Source organism: Corynebacterium sp. LK31 (assembly GCF_014335015.1).
GTDB classification, from domain to species: Bacteria; Actinomycetota; Actinomycetes; order Mycobacteriales; family Mycobacteriaceae; genus Corynebacterium; species Corynebacterium jeikeium_D.
The window spans coordinates 56,046-76,143 of the sequence record NZ_PDGW01000011.1 but is presented as its reverse complement, the minus strand read 5'-3'; the positions used below and the strand labels follow the sequence as shown (position 1 = coordinate 76,143).

Annotated in this window: 16 protein-coding genes and 1 tRNA gene; 5 read left to right on the top strand and 12 right to left on the bottom strand. The window is 58.8% G+C overall.

Features of this window, described 5'->3' with window-relative positions:
- Window positions 1-56 precede the first annotated feature (56 nt).
- The 7 genes from atpB to rho all read right to left on the bottom strand — a co-directional run bounded on the left by atpB (window position 57) and on the right by rho (window position 7,708).
- Window positions 57-851, bottom strand: coding sequence for a F0F1 ATP synthase subunit A (atpB, locus tag CRD18_RS02625; RefSeq protein WP_016422455.1), 795 nt, complete (start codon window positions 849-851; stop codon window positions 57-59).
- A gap of 390 nt (window positions 852-1,241) precedes the next feature.
- Window positions 1,242-1,691 (bottom strand): hypothetical protein, encoded by a 450-nt coding sequence (locus CRD18_RS02620; RefSeq protein ID WP_005509564.1) that lies wholly within the window; start codon window positions 1,689-1,691, stop codon window positions 1,242-1,244.
- Entirely contained in the window at window positions 1,688-2,920 is a 1,233-nt protein-coding gene (locus tag CRD18_RS02615) for a glycosyltransferase family 4 protein (RefSeq protein WP_224783720.1), read from the bottom strand. The genes CRD18_RS02620 and CRD18_RS02615 overlap by 4 nt, the downstream gene beginning before the upstream one ends.
- A gap of 82 nt (window positions 2,921-3,002) precedes the next feature.
- The gene (locus CRD18_RS02610) at window positions 3,003-3,659 is read right to left on the bottom strand and encodes an L-threonylcarbamoyladenylate synthase (protein WP_070866735.1); all 657 of its coding nucleotides are present in this window, start codon (window positions 3,657-3,659) and stop codon (window positions 3,003-3,005) included.
- Between the two features lie 37 nt (window positions 3,660-3,696).
- Complete coding sequence (prmC, locus tag CRD18_RS02605; RefSeq protein WP_049194098.1) at window positions 3,697-4,641, bottom strand: peptide chain release factor N(5)-glutamine methyltransferase; 945 nt, start codon at window positions 4,639-4,641, stop codon at window positions 3,697-3,699.
- Complete coding sequence (gene prfA, locus CRD18_RS02600) at window positions 4,628-5,701, bottom strand: peptide chain release factor 1 (protein ID WP_005509382.1); 1,074 nt, start codon at window positions 5,699-5,701, stop codon at window positions 4,628-4,630. Before prfA ends, prmC begins: the two co-directional genes overlap by 14 nt.
- A gap of 66 nt (window positions 5,702-5,767) precedes the next feature.
- Window positions 5,768-7,708 carry a transcription termination factor Rho gene (gene rho / locus CRD18_RS02595; RefSeq protein ID WP_070866734.1) on the bottom strand — a complete coding sequence of 647 codons (1,941 nt, stop codon included), beginning with the start codon at window positions 7,706-7,708 and terminating at the stop codon, window positions 5,768-5,770.
- Between the two features lie 515 nt (window positions 7,709-8,223).
- On the opposite strand from rho, the gene CRD18_RS02590 reads away from it, so the two are divergent.
- Window positions 8,224-9,942, top strand: coding sequence for a long-chain fatty-acid--CoA ligase (locus CRD18_RS02590; RefSeq protein WP_049172045.1), 1,719 nt, complete (start codon window positions 8,224-8,226; stop codon window positions 9,940-9,942).
- A gap of 45 nt (window positions 9,943-9,987) precedes the next feature.
- On the opposite strand, the gene thrB is transcribed toward CRD18_RS02590, so the two are convergent.
- The 4 genes from thrB to argS form a co-directional block, all read right to left on the bottom strand.
- A complete protein-coding gene (gene thrB, locus CRD18_RS02585; RefSeq protein WP_049190091.1) occupies window positions 9,988-10,914 on the bottom strand; it encodes a homoserine kinase in 927 nt (308 codons plus the stop codon).
- The gene (locus CRD18_RS02580; RefSeq protein ID WP_016422448.1) at window positions 10,915-12,249 is read right to left on the bottom strand and encodes a homoserine dehydrogenase; all 1,335 of its coding nucleotides are present in this window, start codon (window positions 12,247-12,249) and stop codon (window positions 10,915-10,917) included.
- Complete coding sequence (gene lysA, locus CRD18_RS02575; protein ID WP_049194100.1) at window positions 12,246-13,664, bottom strand: diaminopimelate decarboxylase; 1,419 nt, start codon at window positions 13,662-13,664, stop codon at window positions 12,246-12,248. Before lysA ends, CRD18_RS02580 begins: the two co-directional genes overlap by 4 nt.
- A 65-nt stretch (window positions 13,665-13,729) precedes the next feature.
- Window positions 13,730-15,382: an arginine--tRNA ligase gene (gene argS, locus CRD18_RS02570; RefSeq protein ID WP_070866733.1), complete on the bottom strand. Its 1,653-nt coding sequence runs from the start codon at window positions 15,380-15,382 to the stop codon at window positions 13,730-13,732.
- 213 nt (window positions 15,383-15,595) lie between these two features.
- Between argS and CRD18_RS02565 the strand changes: the two genes are divergently transcribed.
- The 4 genes from CRD18_RS02565 to CRD18_RS02550 all read left to right on the top strand — a co-directional run bounded on the left by CRD18_RS02565 (window position 15,596) and on the right by CRD18_RS02550 (window position 19,827).
- Complete coding sequence (locus CRD18_RS02565) at window positions 15,596-16,384, top strand: (Fe-S)-binding protein (protein ID WP_042388597.1); 789 nt, start codon at window positions 15,596-15,598, stop codon at window positions 16,382-16,384.
- Window positions 16,384-17,982, top strand: coding sequence for a LutB/LldF family L-lactate oxidation iron-sulfur protein (locus CRD18_RS02560; RefSeq protein WP_070866731.1), 1,599 nt, complete (start codon window positions 16,384-16,386; stop codon window positions 17,980-17,982). Before CRD18_RS02565 ends, CRD18_RS02560 begins: the two co-directional genes overlap by 1 nt.
- A gap of 2 nt (window positions 17,983-17,984) precedes the next feature.
- Window positions 17,985-18,713 carry an LUD domain-containing protein gene (locus CRD18_RS02555; protein WP_076771929.1) on the top strand — a complete coding sequence of 243 codons (729 nt, stop codon included), beginning with the start codon at window positions 17,985-17,987 and terminating at the stop codon, window positions 18,711-18,713.
- 91 nt (window positions 18,714-18,804) lie between these two features.
- A complete protein-coding gene (locus CRD18_RS02550; RefSeq protein WP_187406497.1) occupies window positions 18,805-19,827 on the top strand; it encodes a pirin family protein in 1,023 nt (340 codons plus the stop codon).
- A 195-nt stretch (window positions 19,828-20,022) separates the two neighbouring features.
- On the opposite strand, the gene CRD18_RS02545 is transcribed toward CRD18_RS02550, so the two are convergent.
- Window positions 20,023-20,095, bottom strand: a tRNA-Arg gene (locus tag CRD18_RS02545).
- Window positions 20,096-20,098: the final 3 nt, after the last annotated feature.

The window sequence follows — 20,098 nt, the reverse complement described above, 5'->3', positions numbered from 1 at the left end:
TTGCTATTAAATTTGCGAGGCCTTGTTGCCGAAGTTGCGGCCTCATTAGTTATGGGTTAGTGCTCGTCTGCGTGCAGCGACAGTTCGATGTAGACGGCGCTCAGCAGGGCAAAGATGTATGCCTGCAGGAAAATCACCAGCATCTCGAACAGCGTGAATGCTACCGCAGCGACAAGGGTCAACCCGGACAGGGCGGTCCAACCATTCAGCTGCCAGAAGAAGAAGTTCGTGGCACCGAAAAGCAGGACTAGAACCATGTGGCCCGCCAGCATGTTGGCCATCAGACGGATGGTCAGCGTAACTGGGCGGAGAACGAAGTTGGAGAAAATCTCGATCGGCACCACGATGAGGTGGAGTACCGGTGGCAAGTTCGGAATAACGACTGCCGACTTCACAAACTTGAAGAAGCCCATCTTCTTCGAGCCCGCGTAAATGAAGGCAACGTATGCGAACAGGGCCAGAACCAGTGGCATACCGATTCGGGCGTTCGGCGAAATATTGAGGCCAGGAATAATAGCCGCAATATTCATCGAGATAACAAGGAAGAAGATGGTGGCCAGAACCGGAAGGAAACGACGCCCCTCCTTCTTACCCAGAATCTCCTCCGCGATGTGGATGCGGACGAAGTCCAGCATCAACTCCGCAACGTTCTGCAGACCAGTCGGCACGAGCTTCGGACGACGCATTGCGACGACGAAGAACACGGCGACGATCACGGCCATCAAAAGACGAACAATCATCAGGCGGTCCATGGCGTACCAGTCGCCACTGCCACCTAAAATGAAGTCGCCAAATTGTTCACCCGGGAAATACTCCTCCTGCAAGTTGGGTGAGTGAAACTCACCCCGCATCTCGGCAAGTGTTGTAACGCTCAGCGTTCTCTCCCGTGATTGGGCCGCTAGAACTATTGTCAAGCGGTGCGAAGGACGTCATTTAACGTGTCGCGCCGCGGATTCCATTCGCTCATCAGCACGGCGCTCACGGGGACCGTACCTGTGGAAATGATAGTTATTTCGCTACAGGCCGTCTTACCCGAAACTCAGGATAACAGTTCTGACTCATTTTCCCCACCCGGTACACCCCCGCGTTTCCGACCCCGAAACCAACAAAGAGGCCGACCCCCGCTGTGGGTTTCGGCCTCTATTTGTGGCATCTTCTGCACAAACTGGACAATATGCTTATTACCTGCGGTTTTAGAGGCGCATTGCAGCCTCTCAGCAGGTCAACAAGTTATTAACGAGCTATTCGTCCTTCATTGGTTGCACATAAGTGAGGTTAGATTGCGACATTCCCCACACTTCTGCACCCAGCGTCACCATCAGCGTGAGTACAACAGTGACGAAGAAAGTCATGTTGTCATAAAACTCAAGATTTCTAATAACAACCAGGACACCGATCAATACGACAATCTTCAACAACCAGCCACCCAGTACAACGGCAAGCGTGACGGACGGCGAAGTTCGAGCAGTAAAGAGGATGCCTAGAACGGTAAGCAATACGAAGCTTCCGCTAATGCCCGCACCAAGGAGTACGCCCCAGACACCGGGCATACCGTTTTTGCCACCCCAGACCAGCAGCGAAAGCACGGTAATCACAGCGAGCGCGATTGCGCCCGAGCGAGCAGCAGCCAGCAGCGGTCGCCGCGAATCGTCGTATTTAGACTCGGGCTCCGGAGTTGTTTTTTCAGTCACGGTCGAAGATTGTACCTTCTGCGTCCACGTCGACGTCTTATAACCTGCCGGACCCCACTTCCACTTCTGGGACGCGCTCCCGTTGAACGGTCGTCGGCAAGCGCATTGCGACGGCGGAGGGTGAAGACAACCGCGATGATAAGCAGGATTCCGAAGGTGAGAGCGACAAATTCAAAGGGGAAAATGGTAGTGGCAACGGCGGCGTACGCGACGACCGACACCCATAGGTAAAGCACTAGCACCACGCGGCGATGACTGTGCCCCATCGACAGGAGGCGGTGGTGAATATGCATTTTGTCGGGTGAGAAAGGTGACTTGCCCTGACTGACGCGGCGAACGACAGCGAGAAGTAGGTCGAGCATTGGCACGCTAATTGCTGCGATGACGACCACAACCGGCGAGATTAGAGCGATGACGTCAGCGGTGCCGTACATGGAGGGCGCGATGCGCCCCGACGCCGACACCGATGCCGCAGCGAGCAGCAAGCCGATCATCATGGCACCGGAATCGCCCATGAAAATGCGTGCGGGCTCGAAGTTGTGCGGCAAGAAACCCAGGCAAGCGCCGAGGAGGCACGCGGAAATCATCGCGGGTGGATAGGCGGAAACGGTGCCACCTTGGTCGTGAAGCATGACCATCGAATAGACAAGGATTGCAGCTGCGGCAATCATGCCGAGTCCAGCTGCGAGACCATCGATGCCGTCAACAAAATTGAAGGCGTTAATCAATGCCACAGTAAATAGGACAGTCAACACTGTGGACATGATTGGATCGAGAATGAGCGTGGCGCCGCCGCTAAAAGGGATATAGAGCAGATACCAGTTGACGCCCATAAATGACATCAAAAGTGCCGCCGCGACCTGCCCCACCAGCTTGGTGAGGGCATCTAAGTCAAAGAGGTCATCCCAAATACCGACGATTAGCAGGAGCGACGCGGCCGCCACGACTGCCCTCATATCTGGAGTCATAGGTGGAAAACCACGGTTGAGGGCCGGCATCACGGAGGCAAGGGCGATAGCTGCGACCACGCCGGAGTACATCGCCACGCCTCCGAGTCTGGGCTTCGGAATATCGTGGACATCGCGCGTGCGGGGAGCATCCAACCAGCCCGAACGGACCAGCACATAACGCACCACTCCAGTGAGCAAATAACTGACAGCAGCGGAAACTAAAACGAGCATGGCGAGCTCGCGGATGGGCACACCTGCCCCACCCGACTGGGCTGCCAATAAGCTCATGTCCGCCACTAGGTACTACTCACCCACACAATCGCTGCAGATACTAAACAGGAAAAGCCTTAGGTAGACAAGACTACTGACCCAGCAGTCGCTCGGGCGTAGTACTCAAAACCTCGGCAACCGCCGCTGCTGACACAGCGCCTTCGCGCAGAATCCGCGGCGCTGGAGTCGAGATATCGACAATCGTCGATGGGGTGCCAATCGTGGCTTCGCCGCCGTCGACGTAGACAGCCGCTTCCCCACCCAACATCTGCTTGGCACGCACGGCATTGGTGGCCGGTGCCTGGCCGGAGATATTCGCGCTGGATACCGCCATCGGACCGGTTCGGCGCAGAATCTCGATGGCGATTGGGTGCAGCGGCATGCGCAGCATGACCGTACCCGCGGTATCACCAAGGTTCCACGGCAAGCTCGGCGCCTGGTTCACAACCAGCGAAAGGCCACCCGGCCAGAAAGCCTCCACCAGCGTGCGAGCAGCTGGTGAGTATTCGCGGACGAGCCCCTCAATCGTGTTCCAGGAACCCACGAGCACCGGTACCGGCATATCCGGGCCGCGGTGCTTGGCACGCAGCAAGGAGGCAACGGCCTGGTTATCAAAGGCATCGCAGCCAAGACCATAGACGGTATCGGTAGGCATAACGACCAGCCGTCCTGCCTTCACTGCATCTACTGCTGCTGCAATTGCGCGTTCGCGGTTTTCATCTGTGCTGCAGTCCATAATCCTGCTCATCAGATTTGTGCTCCTGCTTCAAAGTTTGCTTTTAAGATCAATTTTTGCGTCCCACCGTAAAACGGTCACGGTCCGCAAAGTCACGGTGGACCTCTACATCAGCGTAATCCCAGGTGTCCTTTAGCAGTGAACTGACATCGTCTCCTGAAGAGTCATCGTGCTCGATGCCGATGACTCCACCCGGCCGCACCAGCGCATCCACTAGGTTCATCATAGGTCGAATGACATCTAGCCCATCGTCGCCACCGAAGACCGCAGAGTGCGGATCAGCTCTCACCTCGGGGGCAACCTCGGTGTCTTCGGGCACATATGGAGGGTTGGACACAACAATGTCGGTCTCGCCTACCCATTCTGCGAGCTCAGCGCCATCATCAATCAGCTGAACATCCGTGACATCGCCAGCAATCAGACGCACACGCCCATCGCCGTACGTCTCGATATTCTTCGCAGCCCACGCTCGTGCCCGCTCAGAGAGCTCCACAGCCACCACGTCCGCTTCGGGTACGGCATCGGCGATCGCCAACGCCAACGCACCGGATCCAGTACACAAGTCAACGATTTTCGGCTTGACGACGCCACTTGCGACCAGTTCACAGGCTCGATCGATTGCCCACTGCGCGAGCAGTTCCGTCTCCGGCCGGGGTACAAAAACACCGGGCCCAACCTGTAGTTCCAGGCTCATCATCGGCGCCGTACCGAGGATGTGCTGCAGTGGCTCACGAGCCACTCTGCGGGCCAGTACCTCGGCCAGATACTTGCGACCGTCCTCATCGGTGTACGGTTCGTCTCCGCGGAAGATGATGTCTGCCGGTCCCGCATTGATAGCAGCTGCAAACAGCGCCCGCGCGTCGGCATCCGGAGAAGCCAGCGCCGCGTCGTCAAGCGTGCGACGCGCATAGCGAAACAGCTCGCCGAGAGTACGGACGGAATCCGGTAACGTCGGCGAGCTATTTTCTGCGGGCGTGGGGCTACTCGGCTTCAAGACGCTCAGCGCGCTCCGCGTCGTGGAGGGCCTTGAGCAGGTCATCCATGTCGCCGCCCAGCACCGAGTCCAGGTTGTGAGCCTTGTAACCGATGCGGTGATCGGAAACGCGGTTCTCCGGGAAGTTGTAAGTGCGGATGCGCTCGGAGCGATCCATGTTGCGCACCTGAGACTTACGCTGGTCAGAGGCGGCCTCGGCGATCTCCTCTTCCTTCATCTGCTGCAGTCGAGCAGCAAGGACCTGCATAGCGCGGGCCTTGTTCTGAATCTGCGAGCGTTCCTTCTGACAGGTAACAACGAGACCAGTCGGCAGGTGCGTCAGGCGAACGGCGGAGTCAGTGGTGTTAACACCCTGACCGCCCTTACCGGAGGAGCGGTAGACGTCAACGCGCAAATCCTTTTCATCAATCTGGATGTCTTCGACCTCGTCGGGCTCCGGGTAGACCAGCACACCAGCCGCGGAAGTCTGAATACGGCCCTGAGATTCGGTAACCGGCACGCGCTGCACACGGTGAACGCCACCTTCAAACTTGAACACGCTCCACGCACCGTCACGGGACGGAGTCTTAGCTCGGATGGACATAGTCATGTCCTTCACGCCGCCGAGATCAGACTCGGACAGACCGAGAATCTCGGTGGTAAAGCCGTGCTTTTCTGCATAGCGCTGGTACATGCGAGCGAGCTCACCTGCGAAGAGCGCTGCCTCCTCACCGCCGGCACCGGACTTGAGCTCCATAACGATGTCATCGCTGTCGTGCGGATCGCGCGGAGCCAGCAGGTCGGCGAGCTTTTCCTCGAGCTCCTCTGCCTCGGCAGCGAGACGCTCAGCCTCAGCTGCGAATTCGGAGTCCTCGTATGCCATCTCGCGAGCTGCCTCCAGGTCATCCTGGACCTCAGTCAACTTCTTGTGAGTCTGAATGACCGGCTGCAACTCATTGAAGCGCTTGCCGACCTTACGGGCAGCCTTCGGGTCGTTGTGCAGCTCGGGGTCTGCCAGCTGCGCCTCAAGCCCGTGGTATTCGGAGAGGATGTCGTCAACTGCGGAAACCTGATTAGCCATTGAATATTCCTTCAGATTGTGATGGGTGAAATGCTGGTTGGTGCTGTGGTTTGCGGCTAACCCCAGCTAAAGCATGTCGTCCACATCAACGTCGGCGGCCATTGGTGCAGAAGAAGCCACCTGCATCAGGAATTCCTTATTGTTCCGGGTCTTCTTCAACTGCTTAATCAACAGGTCAATAGCAGCCTGCGACTCCAGCGCGGAGAGGATGCGGCGCAGCTTGTGCATAATGCGAGCCTCCTCCGTGCTGAGCAGCAGCTCATCCTTACGAGTACCCGACGGGTTGACATCCACTGCCGGGAACACGCGGCGCTCGGAGATTTTACGGTCGAGCTTCAGCTCGGCGTTACCGGTGCCCTTGAACTCCTCGAAGATGACGGTGTCGCCTGCGGAACCGGTCTCCACCATCGCAGTGGCGATGATGGTGAGGCTGCCGCCTTCTTCGATGTTTCGGGCAGCACCCAAGAAGCGCTTCGGTGGGTACAGAGCGTTGGAGTCCACACCACCGGAGAGGATTCGTCCCGATGCCGGCGAAGAGTTGTTGTACGCACGGCCAAGGCGGGTAATGGAGTCCAGCAGTACGACGACGTCCTGCCCCTGTTCCACCAGACGCTTTGCACGCTCAATAGCCAACTCGGCCACTGCCGTGTGATCTGACGGCGGGCGGTCGAAGGTAGAAGCAATAACCTCGCCACGGACACTGCGCTGCATGTCGGTGACTTCCTCCGGGCGCTCGTCGACAAGCACGACCATCATGTAGCACTCGGGGTTGTTCGTCGCGATAGCGTTCGCAATGTTCTGCAGGATCGTGGTCTTACCGGCCTTCGGCGGCGAAACGATGAGCGCACGCTGACCCTTACCAATCGGCATAATCAGGTCGATGACGCGAGTGGTGAGAATCTTCTGCTCGGTCTCCAGGCGCAGGCGGCGGTTCGGGTACAGCGGAGTGAGCTTAGCGAAGTTCGGGCGCTGCTTTGCCTGCTCCGGATCGATGCCGTTTACGGTTTCAACCTTGACCAGCGGGTTGTACTTGCGGCGATTACGGCCGTTGCCATGAGTGACCTGGCCCGAGCCATTCTCGCGCGGCATGCGGACCTGACCGGTGACGGCGTCGCCCTTGCGCAGGCCGTACTTACGAACCATTTGCGCGGACACCAGCACATCGTTAGAGCCCGGCAGGTATCCGGACGTGCGCACGAATGCGGTCTTGTTATCTAGCACATCGACGATGCCAGCCACCGGCTGGAGAACGTCATCCTCGCGGATCTCGTCCTGACCGCCGTGTCCCCCACCGTTGTTATCGCGTCCGCGACGGTCGCGGCGATTGCGACGGTTGCGGCGGTTACGGTTGCCACGACCGTCATCGTCATGGTTATTGCGATTGTTGTTGCGACCGCGGCGGTTGTTGCGGTTGCCGCGGCCTTCATCGTCGTTGTCTCGATCGTGGTTGTTGCGATCGTTGCGGTTATTACGGTCGTTGCGATCACCGCGGTCATTACGATCATTACGATCGTTGCGATTGTCGTTGCGATCACCGCGGTCGTTGCCGTTATCGGAATCGTCGCGGCTATCGTTGCTGCGATCGTCCTGATTCTCCTGCTCGCGCTGACGAGCACGGTTACGACGATTTCGACGCTGCTGAGAACGGGACATCTCCTCGCGACCATCCGCGTTGGCGTCGTCTCGCTTGTCGTTGCCCTTGTCGCTCTTGTCGGCGCTCTTACTGGAACCCTTATCCGCGCTTTCCGACGGCGATTCCTTGGCATCCTTCGCCTTGGAGCCGGTATCCGCAGCCCCAGCCGCAGCCTTCTTCGCGCGGGATTTCCGAGCTGGAGCGGAACCAGCAGCCGGGGCACCATTCTTAATGGCCTCAATCAGCTCATGCTTGCGCATGGCGGAGATGCCGCGAATGCCCTTGCTGGAAGCGATTTCACGCAGTTCTGCCATTCGGAGGGCCGCAAGATTCTCTGGGCCGCCTGCCGTGGCAGTGGTGTCCGTATCGGTCACGGATGTCCTTTCATCGACCTTCCCTGCAGTCACTCTCTACAGGGGGCTATGTCATTGACACTTTTTCGCTCTTACTGCCCGCCACCGCGTGTGCTCCGTCGTCGAACCTTTACCACGTGCGGAAAAGTAGCCGCAGCTGACGGGAAACTATCGAAAAAGCCAGGCAAAAGACCTCGACGTTGAAACTAAACCGAGGCATCTTGCCTACATTATTTCCGCATCTCAAACCCGAGCGTCCGGGCTGAAGATGGTTAGGAAATTTTAGGTCCACAGCACCGCAAGACTATGTAGTCGCACTACTGATTTATGTGTTTTCAATGTCACGTTGCGCCATCGCGTTGTGTGAACAACTGCGAAGGTCAACGGCATGCGGAGTACATGAAGAAGTACGTATCTAGCCGCGTATTGAAAACGACCTATTGCCCAAGGATAGTCACCAAATAGTCAGGTAGCAACACTAGTTCTCACCTGCGTTTCGCTAGGTCGCGGGGCTGTGAGTCGGTACTGTAGAGCTCATGCGCAGTACGATGCCTCATATTCCTCTCAATATCGCTCAGATTGTGGAATACGGTCGCACCATTCACGGTCGGACTCCGGTGACCTCCTGGAACAGTGACGGCCCCGAGACCACCACTTTTGCCGCCATCGCCGCACGCGCTAGTGCGCTGGCACATGCACTTCGCGATGAGCTCGGCATCGACGGGGATCAGCGCATCGCTACCCTGATGTACAACTGCGCCGAACACTTCGAGGTCTTCCTCGGCGTCGCCTCCATGGGCGCGGTATTCCAGCCGCTGAACAAGCAGCTCATGCCGGATCAGATTGTGCACATTATCAATCACGCCGATGACCAGGTCATCATCGCGGACCCGACCGAGATCGAACTGCTCGCCGAGGTTCTTCCGCACTGCCCGCGCGTCCGCGCTGTCATCATTATCGGTATCGGTGATCTGTCTGACGTGGCTGAGCAACTGCCGGATGGTATCCCGTGGTACTCCTACGAATCGCTCATCGACGGACGCCCCAGCCGCTTCGACTGGCCTGAGCTCGATGAAAACTCCGGTGCAGCCATGTGCTATTCGACGGGCACCGAGGGCGCACCTAAAGGTGTCGTCTACAGCCACCGTTCGCTGTACTTGCACAGCCTGAATATGCGCACCACTGACTCCTTTGCCATCTCGCATGGAAACCCGTGGCTTTGCTGTGTGCCCATTTATCACGTCCTGTCCTGGGGCGTGCCGCTGGCCTCCTTCATGTGCGGGGCGTCGCTAATCTTCCCCGGCGCGGACCTGTCCGCACCGCGTCTGGCAGAAATCATCGAAACCTCAATGCCGCGCGTAGCTCAGGGCGTGCCGACGCTGTGGATTAACCTCATGGCACACTACCTCAGCAATCCTCCGAAGCGCATGAGTCTGCAGGAGATTTTCTCGGGCGGTTCTCCTGTCCCACCTGCATTGATTCGGCTATGGGAAGAGCGCTACGGTGTCGATGTCATCCACTTCTGGGGCATGACCGAGACTTCGCCTATCGGTACCGTGGCACGACCTCCGTACGGCGCCTCCGGTGAGGCCCGCGAACGCTACCGTGTCAGCCAAGGACGTTTCCCGGACATCATGCAGTTCCGCATTGTTGATGACAACGACCGCGTGCTCGACCTGCATGACCGCAACCAGGGTGAGCTGCAGGTGCGCGGCAACACGGTCACCGGAGGCTACTACAGCTCTCCGGAGGCTCAAGATGGAGGCACCGCGCACTTCTTCCGCGGTGCGGAGGTCGACGAGGCTAGCGAACAGTTCACCGAGGACGGGTGGCTCCGCACTGGCGATGTCGGCTCGATTACTCACGACGGCTACCTGACTATTCATGACCGTGCTCGCGATGTCATTCGTTCCGGTGGTGAGTGGATCTACTCCGCTCAGCTGGAAAACTTCGTAATGGAAAGCCCACAGGTACTCGAGTGCGCGATTATCGGCATGCCAGATAAAAAGTGGGGTGAGCGCCCACTGGCCATTACGGTGCTGATGCCGGAAGTTGAACAGAGCAAGGAGACCGCTGAAATGCTCCGCGATGAACTGCGGCCAAAGCTGCCAAAGTGGATGCTGCCGGAGTACTGGGCCTTCGTGGACTCAATCGATAAGACCTCAGTGGGCAAGTTCGACAAGAAAGACCTGCGCTCGCACTTGAGCGCAGGTCAGTACAGCATCGTGAAACTGAAGGGGCCGGGCGAAAAGTAGGTAGCAGGCTAAGCCACTGGCCCGGCACCTGGCCGCAGCTGCGGCTTAGCCGTCGACCACGACCTTAACCGGCTCACCGATTCCCAGCTCCATGACCTTGATGCCAGCCTCGCGGGCATCGTCCAAGATCTTCTCATCTACTGCAGTAGTTCCCAGAACCATACAGGTCGGACCAGCACCCGAGAGGAATGCCGCGTAGCCACGGTTGCGCAGGCGGTTGACCCACTCTGCGGTCACCGGCAGCACGTCGGAGCGGTACGGCTGGTGCAGGCGATCTCGCGTTCCCTCCCACAGCAGTTCCGGGTGGGACTGCAGCGCTGCGGTCATAACCGCAGTACGGGAGACATTGAAACGAGCGTCGACATGCGAAACATCGCTCGGCAGCACCTGACGGACTGCATTCGTGGAGGCGTGGAATGCCGGTACGAGTGCGGTCGCCTGAATGGACTCATGCACCGGAATGCTCACTGCTCGGTACTGAGGTGCGGTGCGACCATCGACAGGCTTGTCAGTCCAGCTGACCACTGCCCCGCCGAGAACGGATGCGCCAGCGTTATCCGGGTGGCCTTCGAATACCGAGGATTCTTGGATTACCTGGTCATCGGTAAGCGGGAAGCCCGCCAGACCGTTAGCGGCAGCGACACCAGCAACGGCGGCGGCTGCGGAAGAGCCTAGACCGCGCGACTGCGGAATGGTGTTGTGGCAAATAACCTTCAGCCCCGGTGCCTCGACTCCTGCGGCGCGAAGGCCCGCGCGAATCGCGCGCAAAACCAGATTAGATTCGTTGCGCGGCAGGTCGACTTCGCCCTCGCCGTGAATTTCAACGACGACACCGGACTCGATGACCTCGACCTCGACGATGTCGTAGAGCGCAACTGCCAACCCCAGGGTGTCGAAGCCCGGGCCCAAGTTCGCTGACGAACCTGCAACCGTGACGGTGACCTTCTGACCCGGGAAAAGCTCCTGTGCCATTTAGATATCCATTCCTTCGATACGAATGACGTTGTTGACGGCCAAAACCGCGTCGTTGGCGCGCAATTCATCGACCGTTGCTTCCAAATCCTTCTCCAGTGCCTTGTGGGTCACGATGACCAGGCGAGCGCCGTTGGCGCCCTCTTCCTGGCGGACGGTGCGCAGGGAGATGTTGTGATCAGAGAAGGTACGAGCGACATCGGCAAGCACTCCGACGCGATCGTCGACGTGCAGGTCGATGTGGTAGCGGGTGCGAACGTCACCGAAGTCGAGAATCGGCAGGTTAGCGTAGGTGGAATCTCCCGGTGCGCGACCACCGTGGACAATGTTGCGAGCAGCTGCAACGAGGTCACCGAGCACTGCGGAGGCGGTCGGATTACCACCAGCGCCGTTGCCGTAGAACATCAGGCGACCAGCGGCCTCGGCCTCAATGAAGACAGCGTTGAAAGACTCACGCACAGTTGCCAGCGGGTGACGACGTGGAATCAGCGCTGGGTACACGCGGGCGGAAATGGACTCCTTGCCATTTTCGTCCGTAACCCGCTCACAGGTAGCCAGCAGCTTAATGGTGCAGTCTGCGCTCTTGGCGGCTGCGATGTCGTCAGCGGTGATCTCGGTAATACCCTCGCAGTGAACATCATCAGCAGTCACGCGGGTGTGGAATGCCAGGCTGGCCAGAATAGCTGCCTTGGAAGCGGCATCGTGGCCCTCGACGTCTGCAGTCGGGTCGGCCTCGGCGTAACCCAGGCGGGTGGCCTCTGCCAGCATCTCGTCGTAGTCCGCACCAGTGGAGTCCATCGCATCAAGGATGAAGTTGGTAGTGCCGTTGACAATACCCATGACCTTATTGACAGTGTCACCGGCCAGCGAACGGCGCAGCGGCCCGACGACCGGGATAGCTGCAGCCACAGCTGCCTCGAAGAAAAGGTCGACACCCGAGGAATCGGCAGCCTCAGAGAGCTCCTCGCCGTGAGCGGCGACGAGTGCCTTGTTGGCGGTCACGACCGACTTGCCGGCACGCAGTGCCTCCAGCACAACGCGACGTGGGTAATCAATGCCGCCGATGACCTCGACTACCAGGTCAACGTCATCGCGCTGAACCAGCGAAAAAGCATCGTCGGTAAGAAGATCCTGATCCACATTCGGACGCGGCTTGGTCTTGTCGCTCACAGCAATACCAACGACCTCGACCGGTCCGCCGATGCGGCGCTCGAAGTCCTCAGCCTTCTCGTTGAGCAGGCGGTAAACCTCAGTACCGACTGTGCCAAGACCTAAAATAGCGACACCAACTTTGTGGCCCTCGCCCTTTCCAGGATTATTCGTTGCGGCAGTCATCGTGGCGTTTCACACTCCAGGCTTAGTAAGTCTTGTACGGTTTCTCGTCTTAATATTTGGGTCACTTGACCATCGCATACCGACACTACTGGTGGTCGCGTCAGCATGTTGTAGCGGCTGGCCATTGCGTAACAGTATGCCCCAGTAGCAGCGAGCGCGAACAGATCACCCTCGACAATGTCGTTCGGGTAGTTCGCATCGTTAATCAGAATGTCTCCCGATTCACAGTGCTTTCCGACGACGCGGGTGGGAATCCTGGAACCGGACACCTCGCGATTAACAACGCGACCATCATAGTTCGAGCCGTAAAGCGCCGGACGAATATTGTCGCTCATGCCGCCATCGACCGATACGTAACGACGGGTCATGCCGTCATCGATGGTCACATCCTTCAAAGTGCCCACTTCGTACACCGTGACCATGGACGGGCCAACGATGGCACGACCTGGTTCAACAGCCACTGTCGGAGTCGCAATGCCGATACGCTGCGCAAGCTTGTCTACGGCAGTGAGGATCTCGTCGGCAAGCGGAGCAACGTCGAGGGGCTGCTCGCCTGCGGTGTAGGCGATTCCGAAACCGCCACCGAGGTCGAGGGTGTTGAAGTGTTCCGAGATTTCAGTGCCGTGGCGTTCGACCAGCTTTTCCACCAGTGAGAACACGCGCTCGGCGGCGAGAATGAAACCGTCGGAATCGACAATCTGGGAGCCGATGTGGCAGTGCAGACCAACCAGGCGCAGATTGTCGTCCTCTTCTACGAGGTTGGCAGCTTCCAGCGCCGAACCGGACGCGAGGGAAAAGCCGAACTTCTGATCTTCATGCGCAGTAGCAATGAACTCGTGGGTGTGCGCTTCCACACCGGGCTTCACGCGAACGAGCACGTCCTGCACCACGCCTGCTTCAGCCGCCACCTGGGACAGGCGACGCAGCTCCGAACGGGAGTCAAGCACAATCTTGCCCACGCCAGCGGAGATAGCATCACGCAGCTCAGCGGTGGACTTGTTGTTGCCGTGGAAGGTCATGTCCTTGGCTGGGAAACCCGCCGCCAGAGCGATAGCCATCTCGTTGCCCGAGGCGACATCGAGATGCAGCCCCTCCTCCATTACCCAGCGGGCAATGGTCTTCGACAGGAAAGCCTTGGATGCGTAGTGGACATTCTCCGCGCCGCGGAAGGCCTTGGCCATCGAGCGGCAGCGAGAGCGGAAGTCCTGCTCATCGACGACAAAAACCGGAGTGCCAAACTCCTTGGCAATGTCGACCAGGCTCACGCCACCAATTTCCACCGAGCCGGGATTCTCTTCGTCAGCGCCCCGACGACGGGCGGTAGTTGGCCAGACATGCGCTGGTAGTTCATTAAATTGGGTGGAGTCGGGTCGGGTGTAGCCACCCAGTTCGAAACCATTGCCGTCGATAGGCACGAAACAGCTCTCTTTCTCCGTTACCCGGGCGGAGCAACGGGGTGTAGTTTTACGGGCGCGTTCGACTACATGCGCTCAGGTGCAGTAACACCGAGCAGCTGCAGAGCATTGGCCAGCGTCTGGCGGGTAGCCTCAGCCAGGCCGAGACGAGCACGGTGTAGCTCGGATACCTCTTCGTCTGCCTTTGGCAGGATCTGGCAGGTGTCGTAGAAGCGGTGGAAGACACCGGCAAGCTGCTCAGCGTAACGGGCAATACGGTGTGGTTCCCGCAGGTCAGCAGCAGACTTGATGATGGCCGGGAACTCACCGATAGTGCGGATGAGCTCACCTTCGCGGTCCTCTACCAGCAGGGAGAAGTCAGCGTCTTCGCTGGTCACACCGGCCTCTTCGGCACGGCGACCGATTGAGCACAGACGAGCGTGACCGTACTGGACGTAGTAGACCGGGTTGTCGCTGGACTGCGAAGCCCACAGCCCCAGGTCGATATCCAGGCTGGAGTCCACGGAGGAACGGATTAGCGAGTAGCGAGCAGCATCGACGCCGATTGCCTCAACCAGGTCGTCCAAGGTGACCACTGTGCCCGCACGCTTGGACATCCGGACAGCCTTGCCGTCGCGAAGCAAGTTGACCATCTGACCGATGAGCACCTCGACGCCATCGGCGTTGTAGCCGAGCGCTGCAGCGGCCGCGCGCAGACGTGCGATGTAGCCGTGGTGATCGGCACCCAGCATGTAGATGCACAGGTTGTGGCCGCGGTCGAACTTGTTCTTAACGTAGGCGATGTCACCTGCGATGTAGGCTGCGTCGCCGTCGGACTTGATGACCACGCGGTCCTTGTCGTCACCGTAATCGGTGGACTTCAGCCACCATGCGCCGTCAGCTTCGTAGAGCTTGCCGTTTTCCTTCAGGGAATTGACAGCTGCTTCCACCTGACCGGACTCGAACAGCGAGTTTTCGTGGAAGTAAACGTCGAAATCGGTGCCGAACTCGTGCAGAGACTTCTTGATGTGCTCGAACATCATGTCCACGCCGATGGCGCGGAAGTGCTCCTGGACCTCTTCCTCAGAGCCCTCGAGTGCCTGCGGGTTCTTCTCCAGCACAGCAGCGGCGATGTCCTGGATGTACTCTCCGCCGTAGCCATCTTCCGGAGTCGGCTCGTTGCGAGCGGCTGCAACCAAGGAGTCGGAGAAGCGGTCAATCTGGCGACCGTGGTCATTGAAGTAGTACTCGCGGGTGACCTTGGCACCGGTGGCAGACAGGACACGACCGAGAGCGTCACCGACTGCTGCCCAGCGAGTACCACCCAGGTGAATCGGCCCGGTCGGATTTGCGGAGACAAACTCCAGGTTCACGTCGAGGTTGGAGTTGAAGTCGGCATGGCCCCACTTCTCCCCCGCTGCCAGGACGTCCTCGACGATCTTGCCCTGGGCATCGGAGGCCAGGCGGATGTTAATAAAGCCCGGGCCTGCGATGGTTGCTTCATCGATGCCCTCAGAAGCGCCGAGCGCTGTGGCAATTTCAGTTGCCAAGTCACGCGGCACCATGCCGACGCGCTTGCCCAGCTGCATGGCGATATTGGTTGCGTAGTCGCCGTGCTCAGGGTTACGCGGACGCTCGACGGTCGGGTTTTCCGGCACGATAGAGACATCGGCATCGTGGGCAGTCAAAACCTCGACGGTGACTTTTCGGACTAGTACAGCAAGATCAGCAGGATTCACGATTGCCTATCCTATTAGGTCAATCGCAGTCGTGGAAACATCAGCCACCAAAAGATTGATTTGAGGGGTATCTGCAGGCCACCGCCTCCGGCTGTCCTGCGCCCCTTTCACGATCCAGCCGAATTCAGGTTGAGAACAGATTTAATCCGGGGCTAGGCGTAGCATTCAGGTAGGAAATTATTGCCTTACCCCTCAACCCTTTTTGGAGCGACCGTGAAAGTAGCACTTTTCGCGACCTGCATCGGGGACATGATGTTTCCAGATGCAGTGAGTGCGACCGCCAGAGTTCTCACGCGCCTAGGATGCGATGTGGTCTTTCCACCACAACAAACCTGCTGCGGCCAAATGCACGTCAACACCGGGTACCAGAAGGAAGTCCTTCCTCAGCTGGACACCTACGCTGATGCTTTTGCAGATTCCTCGATTGATTACGTTGTCGCCCCGTCCGGTTCCTGCGCCGGCGCCGTTCGCCACCAGCATCCGATGATTGCGGGCCGCTACGGTACCCGTGCCCAAGTCCACGCGGCACAGGCCTGCGCGAACAAGACGCTGGATCTCTCCGAGTTCATCACCGATGTCGCTGGTGTGACTGACGTCGGTGCTTACTTCCCCCACTCAGTGACCTACCACTCCACCTGCCACAGCTTGCGGGTACTCAAGGTGGGTGACCGTCCGTGGCGGCTGCTCAGCGCGGTCGATGGAATCGATCTGCGCGAGCTGCCTGGCGCGGCGGAGTGCTGCGGTTTTGGCGGCACCTTCTCGGTGAAGAATGCGGAGACCTCCGCTGCAATGGTTGCCGACAAGACAGCCAATATTCGCGCTACGGAAGCGGAGTTCGTCACCGCTGGCGATGCTTCCTGCTTGCTCAATATCGGTGGCGCGTTGCGTCGCCAGGACTCTGGCGTGCACGCCATCCATATGGCCGAGATTCTGGCCTCCACCAAGGAGACCCCGTTTGATGTGCACAACCGCCAAGAAGCTTCCCTGCGAGGTGAACAGTAATGGTCGCAATTAACGTCGGCATGCCAGCCCTTCCTCCCCGCGCGCCGCACAACGTCGGGCATCTGCGCGGTACGCGCGGGTTCACGGCCGCAGCGCACGAGGAGCTCAAGAACACTCGCATGCGCGAAAATGTCGGTCATGCCACGCGTTCGATTCGTCAGAAGCGCGCGCATGTCGTAGCCGAGAAGAATGACTGGGAGCAGCTGCGGCTCGCGGGCAGCCACATCAAGCGCGATGTTATGGCGCGTCTGCCGGAACTGCTGGAGCAGTTTGAAGAGTCAGTTACGAATGCCGGCGGTCACGTCCACTGGGCGCGCGATGCCGCCGAGGCAAACCGCATCATCACGGACTTGGTGAAAGAGACCGGCGAAGAAAAGGTCGTCAAGATTAAGTCGATGGCCACGCAGGAAATCGGCTTGAACGAAGCACTTGCCGACGCCGGCATCACCGCCCGCGAAACCGACCTGGCGGAACTCATCGTTCAGCTTGCCGACGACATGCCGAGCCACATCCTGGTTCCTGCTATCCACCGCAATCGCGAAGATATCCGCGAGATCTTCCTCAATGGAATCCCCGGAGTCGACCCGGACCTGAAAGCCAATCCGGCCGATCTCGCCGAGGCATCCCGTAAGTTCCTGCGCGAGCAATTTATGAAGGCCAAGGTTGCGATTTCTGGCGCCAACTTCGGTGTGGCCGAAACCGGTACTGTGGCCGTCGTCGAGTCAGAGGGCAACGGCCGTATGTGTCTCACGCTGCCGGAAACACTGATTTCGGTGATGGGTATTGAGAAGCTGCTTCCCACCTTCCAGGATCTGGAAGTCTTCTTGCAGCTACTGCCACGGTCGTCGACAGGCGAGCGTATGAATCCCTACACCTCTCTGTGGACGGGAACGACCGACGGCGACGGCCCGAAGAATTTCCACATTGTGTTGCTGGACAATGGGCGCTCGGCCACTCTTGCAGATCCGATTGGGCGTGAAGCGCTGAAGTGCATTCGCTGCTCGGCATGCCTGAATATCTGCCCTGTTTATGAGCACGTGGGCGGTCACGCTTACGGTTCGGTCTACCCGGGTCCGATTGGTGCGATTTTGTCTCCGCAGCTCACTGGCATGGATTCCTACGATGATCCGAATGCTTCGCTGCCCTATGCGTCTTCGCTGTGCGGGGCTTGCTTTGAGGTCTGCCCGGTGCGAATTGACATCCCTGCGGCACTGCTGGAGCTGCGCCACCGTAAGGTCACGGAACACCGCCCGCCGGTGGAGGGCAAGCTGTTTGCCACGCTCGGGGTCATCATGGGCAATCAGAAGCTCTGGAATATGAGCGCAAAGATGGCCTCCCTCGCCCGCGTACTCGGTTTGAAGGACGGCGAGATTCACGCCCTGCCGCTCTTCCTCAGCGGGTGGTCGGATGCGCGTGATACCCCGGTTCCGCCGAAGAAGCCGTTCCGCTCACTGTGGGGTTCGAAGGATTTCTCGGCGCAGCTGACCCGCGAATCGGCCAATCAGGTTCCGACGAAGATTAATGGGCTATCGGGTTCTGATCAATCTGACTCGTCCGACACATCCGGCAAGTCTGACGCGACCAACAAGGAGGCCTAGCTATGTCCCACTCCTCAGCATCCGCGAACATTGCCAAGAGCGAAATCCTCGAGCGTATCCGTAATGCTCAGAAAATCGCCTTCGAAGGCCGTGACTTGGCCTCTGACGTGGGCATCATCCCTGGCGAGCCCGGCGCGCATTTCGACATCCCCCGCGACTACGAGCGCTCCTCCGACCTGACGGCCAAAGAGATCATTTCGCTTGCCGACGAGCGCATCGCCGATTACAAAGCCGACGTGCGCCGCTGTGGCAGCTCGGCAACCGACATCAATGAGGCTGTGAAGAAGGCAATTGCTGATGTCGGGGCCTCGTTGATTGGTATTCCCGAAGGTCTGGACCGCGAGTGGGTTGCGGGGTTGGAGTCTGGTGGAGGTAAGGCCACCACCGAGATTCGCGTCGACACCGGTTTCACCGCCGAAGAGCTGGACGAGCTCGACGCGATTGTCACCAGCTCTGCTGTCACCTGCGCCGAGACCGGCACCATTTTCCTGGACGGTTCGGCCACTTCTGGCCGCCGCGCGCTGACCTTGGTGCCGGATATTCACATCTGCGTTGTGCCCGCTTCCACGGTCGTCTACGGCATTCCGGAGGCATTTTCCCGTCTACGCGAGAGTGATCCCACTGCTCCAATCACTATGATTTCGGGGCCTTCTGCGACCTCGGACATCGAGCTTGCCCGAGTCGAAGGTGTCCACGGGCCGCGCACGCTGATTGTGATTATTGCTGAGTAGAGACAGTCGGGTCGGTTCTTGGCTAGCATTTTGATTGACACGCCAACATTTTGTTGTGGATGATGAATTTAGCTAGCCAAAGGAGCCTGTCATGAGCGCAATCATTCAAAAGTTCTCAGTAGCCGACAACCCACAGCTCCCCGGCATGGATCCCTTCCTGTTCGCGGTCCACCATTACGACCTATACCCGCAGGCCAAGGGCACAACCATGACACCAGATGCCTCGCTGCTCGGCCGTAATATCGGCATGGACTTTTCCGGCAAGGACGGCTGGTCCATGTACCACGGCACAACCGTCCCCGGCTTCCCCTCCCACCCACACCGCGGCTTTGAAACTATCTCGATTGTCGAGGAAGGTTACGTCGACCACACCGACTCCGAAGGTGCACAGGCTCGTTACGGCGACGGCGACACTCAGTGGCTGACCACCGGCGCAGGTACAGCGCACGCAGAGATGTTTCCGCTTTTGCATGTCGATGGCCCCAATCCCCACCACATGTTCCAGATTTGGCTGAACCTGCCGCCCGAAGGCAAGGAGGCAAAGCCGCACTTCCAGATGTTCTGGGCAGAAGACACTCCGCATGTCACCGGCACTGATGACAATGGCCACGGTTACGACGTAAAAGTCATCGCTGGCGCATTTGGCGATACCAAGCCACTCGCACCACCACCGGAATCCTGGGCCGCTGCACCAGATTCCGATGTAGCCGTGTGGTTGCTGCGTTTGCAGCCGAACGCGCAGCTCACTTTGCCACCTACCAATCATGCCGAGACAATTCGGACTCTCTACTCTCTACGCGGCAGCCTCACTATCGAGGGCGAAACGCTGGAGCAAGAGGGCGCAGTGCTGCGCTCAACCGAGACACTGGACATTTCTGCAGGTGACGAGGGGGCCTTCGCGCTCATCCTCCAAGGCCGACCAATTGGCGCTCCCGTGTATCAGCATGGCCCGCTTGTTGCGAATAGCCGCGAAGAGCTCGTTGAGGCATTCGACGCCTACCAGCGTGGTGAGTTCGGAGCATGGCCATACGAATCCAATGCTCCCGTCGCGCCTTTTGAAGAGGGGCGGTTTGCCCGCTACCCCGATGGCACGGTCAGTCGCCCGGCCAACTAACCGGGATCCCCCGACGGGCTGCACATGTGAAACTGTGTGAGTTTATGACACTTTCAGGCCATTTTTTGGGTCATTTTTGTCATAAACGCAGTCAGTAACTCGGATTGGCCCGCTTCCGCCAGGTACACCCGAAACAAAAATCCCTCAAGCAACCAGGCGAATCTAATCGAACCTAACCGCTTAAGGGATAAGACGTGCCCCCGAGAGGAGTCGAACCTCCGACCTTCGGTACCGGAAACCGGCGCTCTATCCACTGAGCTACGGGGGCGTG

Excerpts from the sequence above, each read along its gene's own strand:
- CRD18_RS02580 (WP_016422448.1), bottom strand. The coding sequence starts at position 12,249 with ATGACTGCCGCAACGAATAATCCTGGAAAGGGCGAGGGCCACAAAGTT.
- CRD18_RS02590 (WP_049172045.1), top strand. The coding sequence starts at position 8,224 with ATGCGCAGTACGATGCCTCATATTCCTCTCAATATCGCTCAGATTGTG.
- atpB (WP_016422455.1), bottom strand. The coding sequence starts at position 851 with ATGCGGGGTGAGTTTCACTCACCCAACTTGCAGGAGGAGTATTTCCCG.
- thrB (WP_049190091.1), bottom strand. The coding sequence starts at position 10,914 with ATGGCACAGGAGCTTTTCCCGGGTCAGAAGGTCACCGTCACGGTTGCA.
- CRD18_RS02560 (WP_070866731.1), top strand. The coding sequence starts at position 16,384 with ATGGTCGCAATTAACGTCGGCATGCCAGCCCTTCCTCCCCGCGCGCCG.
- prfA (WP_005509382.1), bottom strand. The coding sequence starts at position 5,701 with ATGGCTAATCAGGTTTCCGCAGTTGACGACATCCTCTCCGAATACCAC.
- CRD18_RS02610 (WP_070866735.1), bottom strand. The coding sequence starts at position 3,659 with ATGAGCAGGATTATGGACTGCAGCACAGATGAAAACCGCGAACGCGCA.
- CRD18_RS02550 (WP_187406497.1), top strand. The coding sequence starts at position 18,805 with ATGAGCGCAATCATTCAAAAGTTCTCAGTAGCCGACAACCCACAGCTC.
- CRD18_RS02555 (WP_076771929.1), top strand. The coding sequence starts at position 17,985 with ATGTCCCACTCCTCAGCATCCGCGAACATTGCCAAGAGCGAAATCCTC.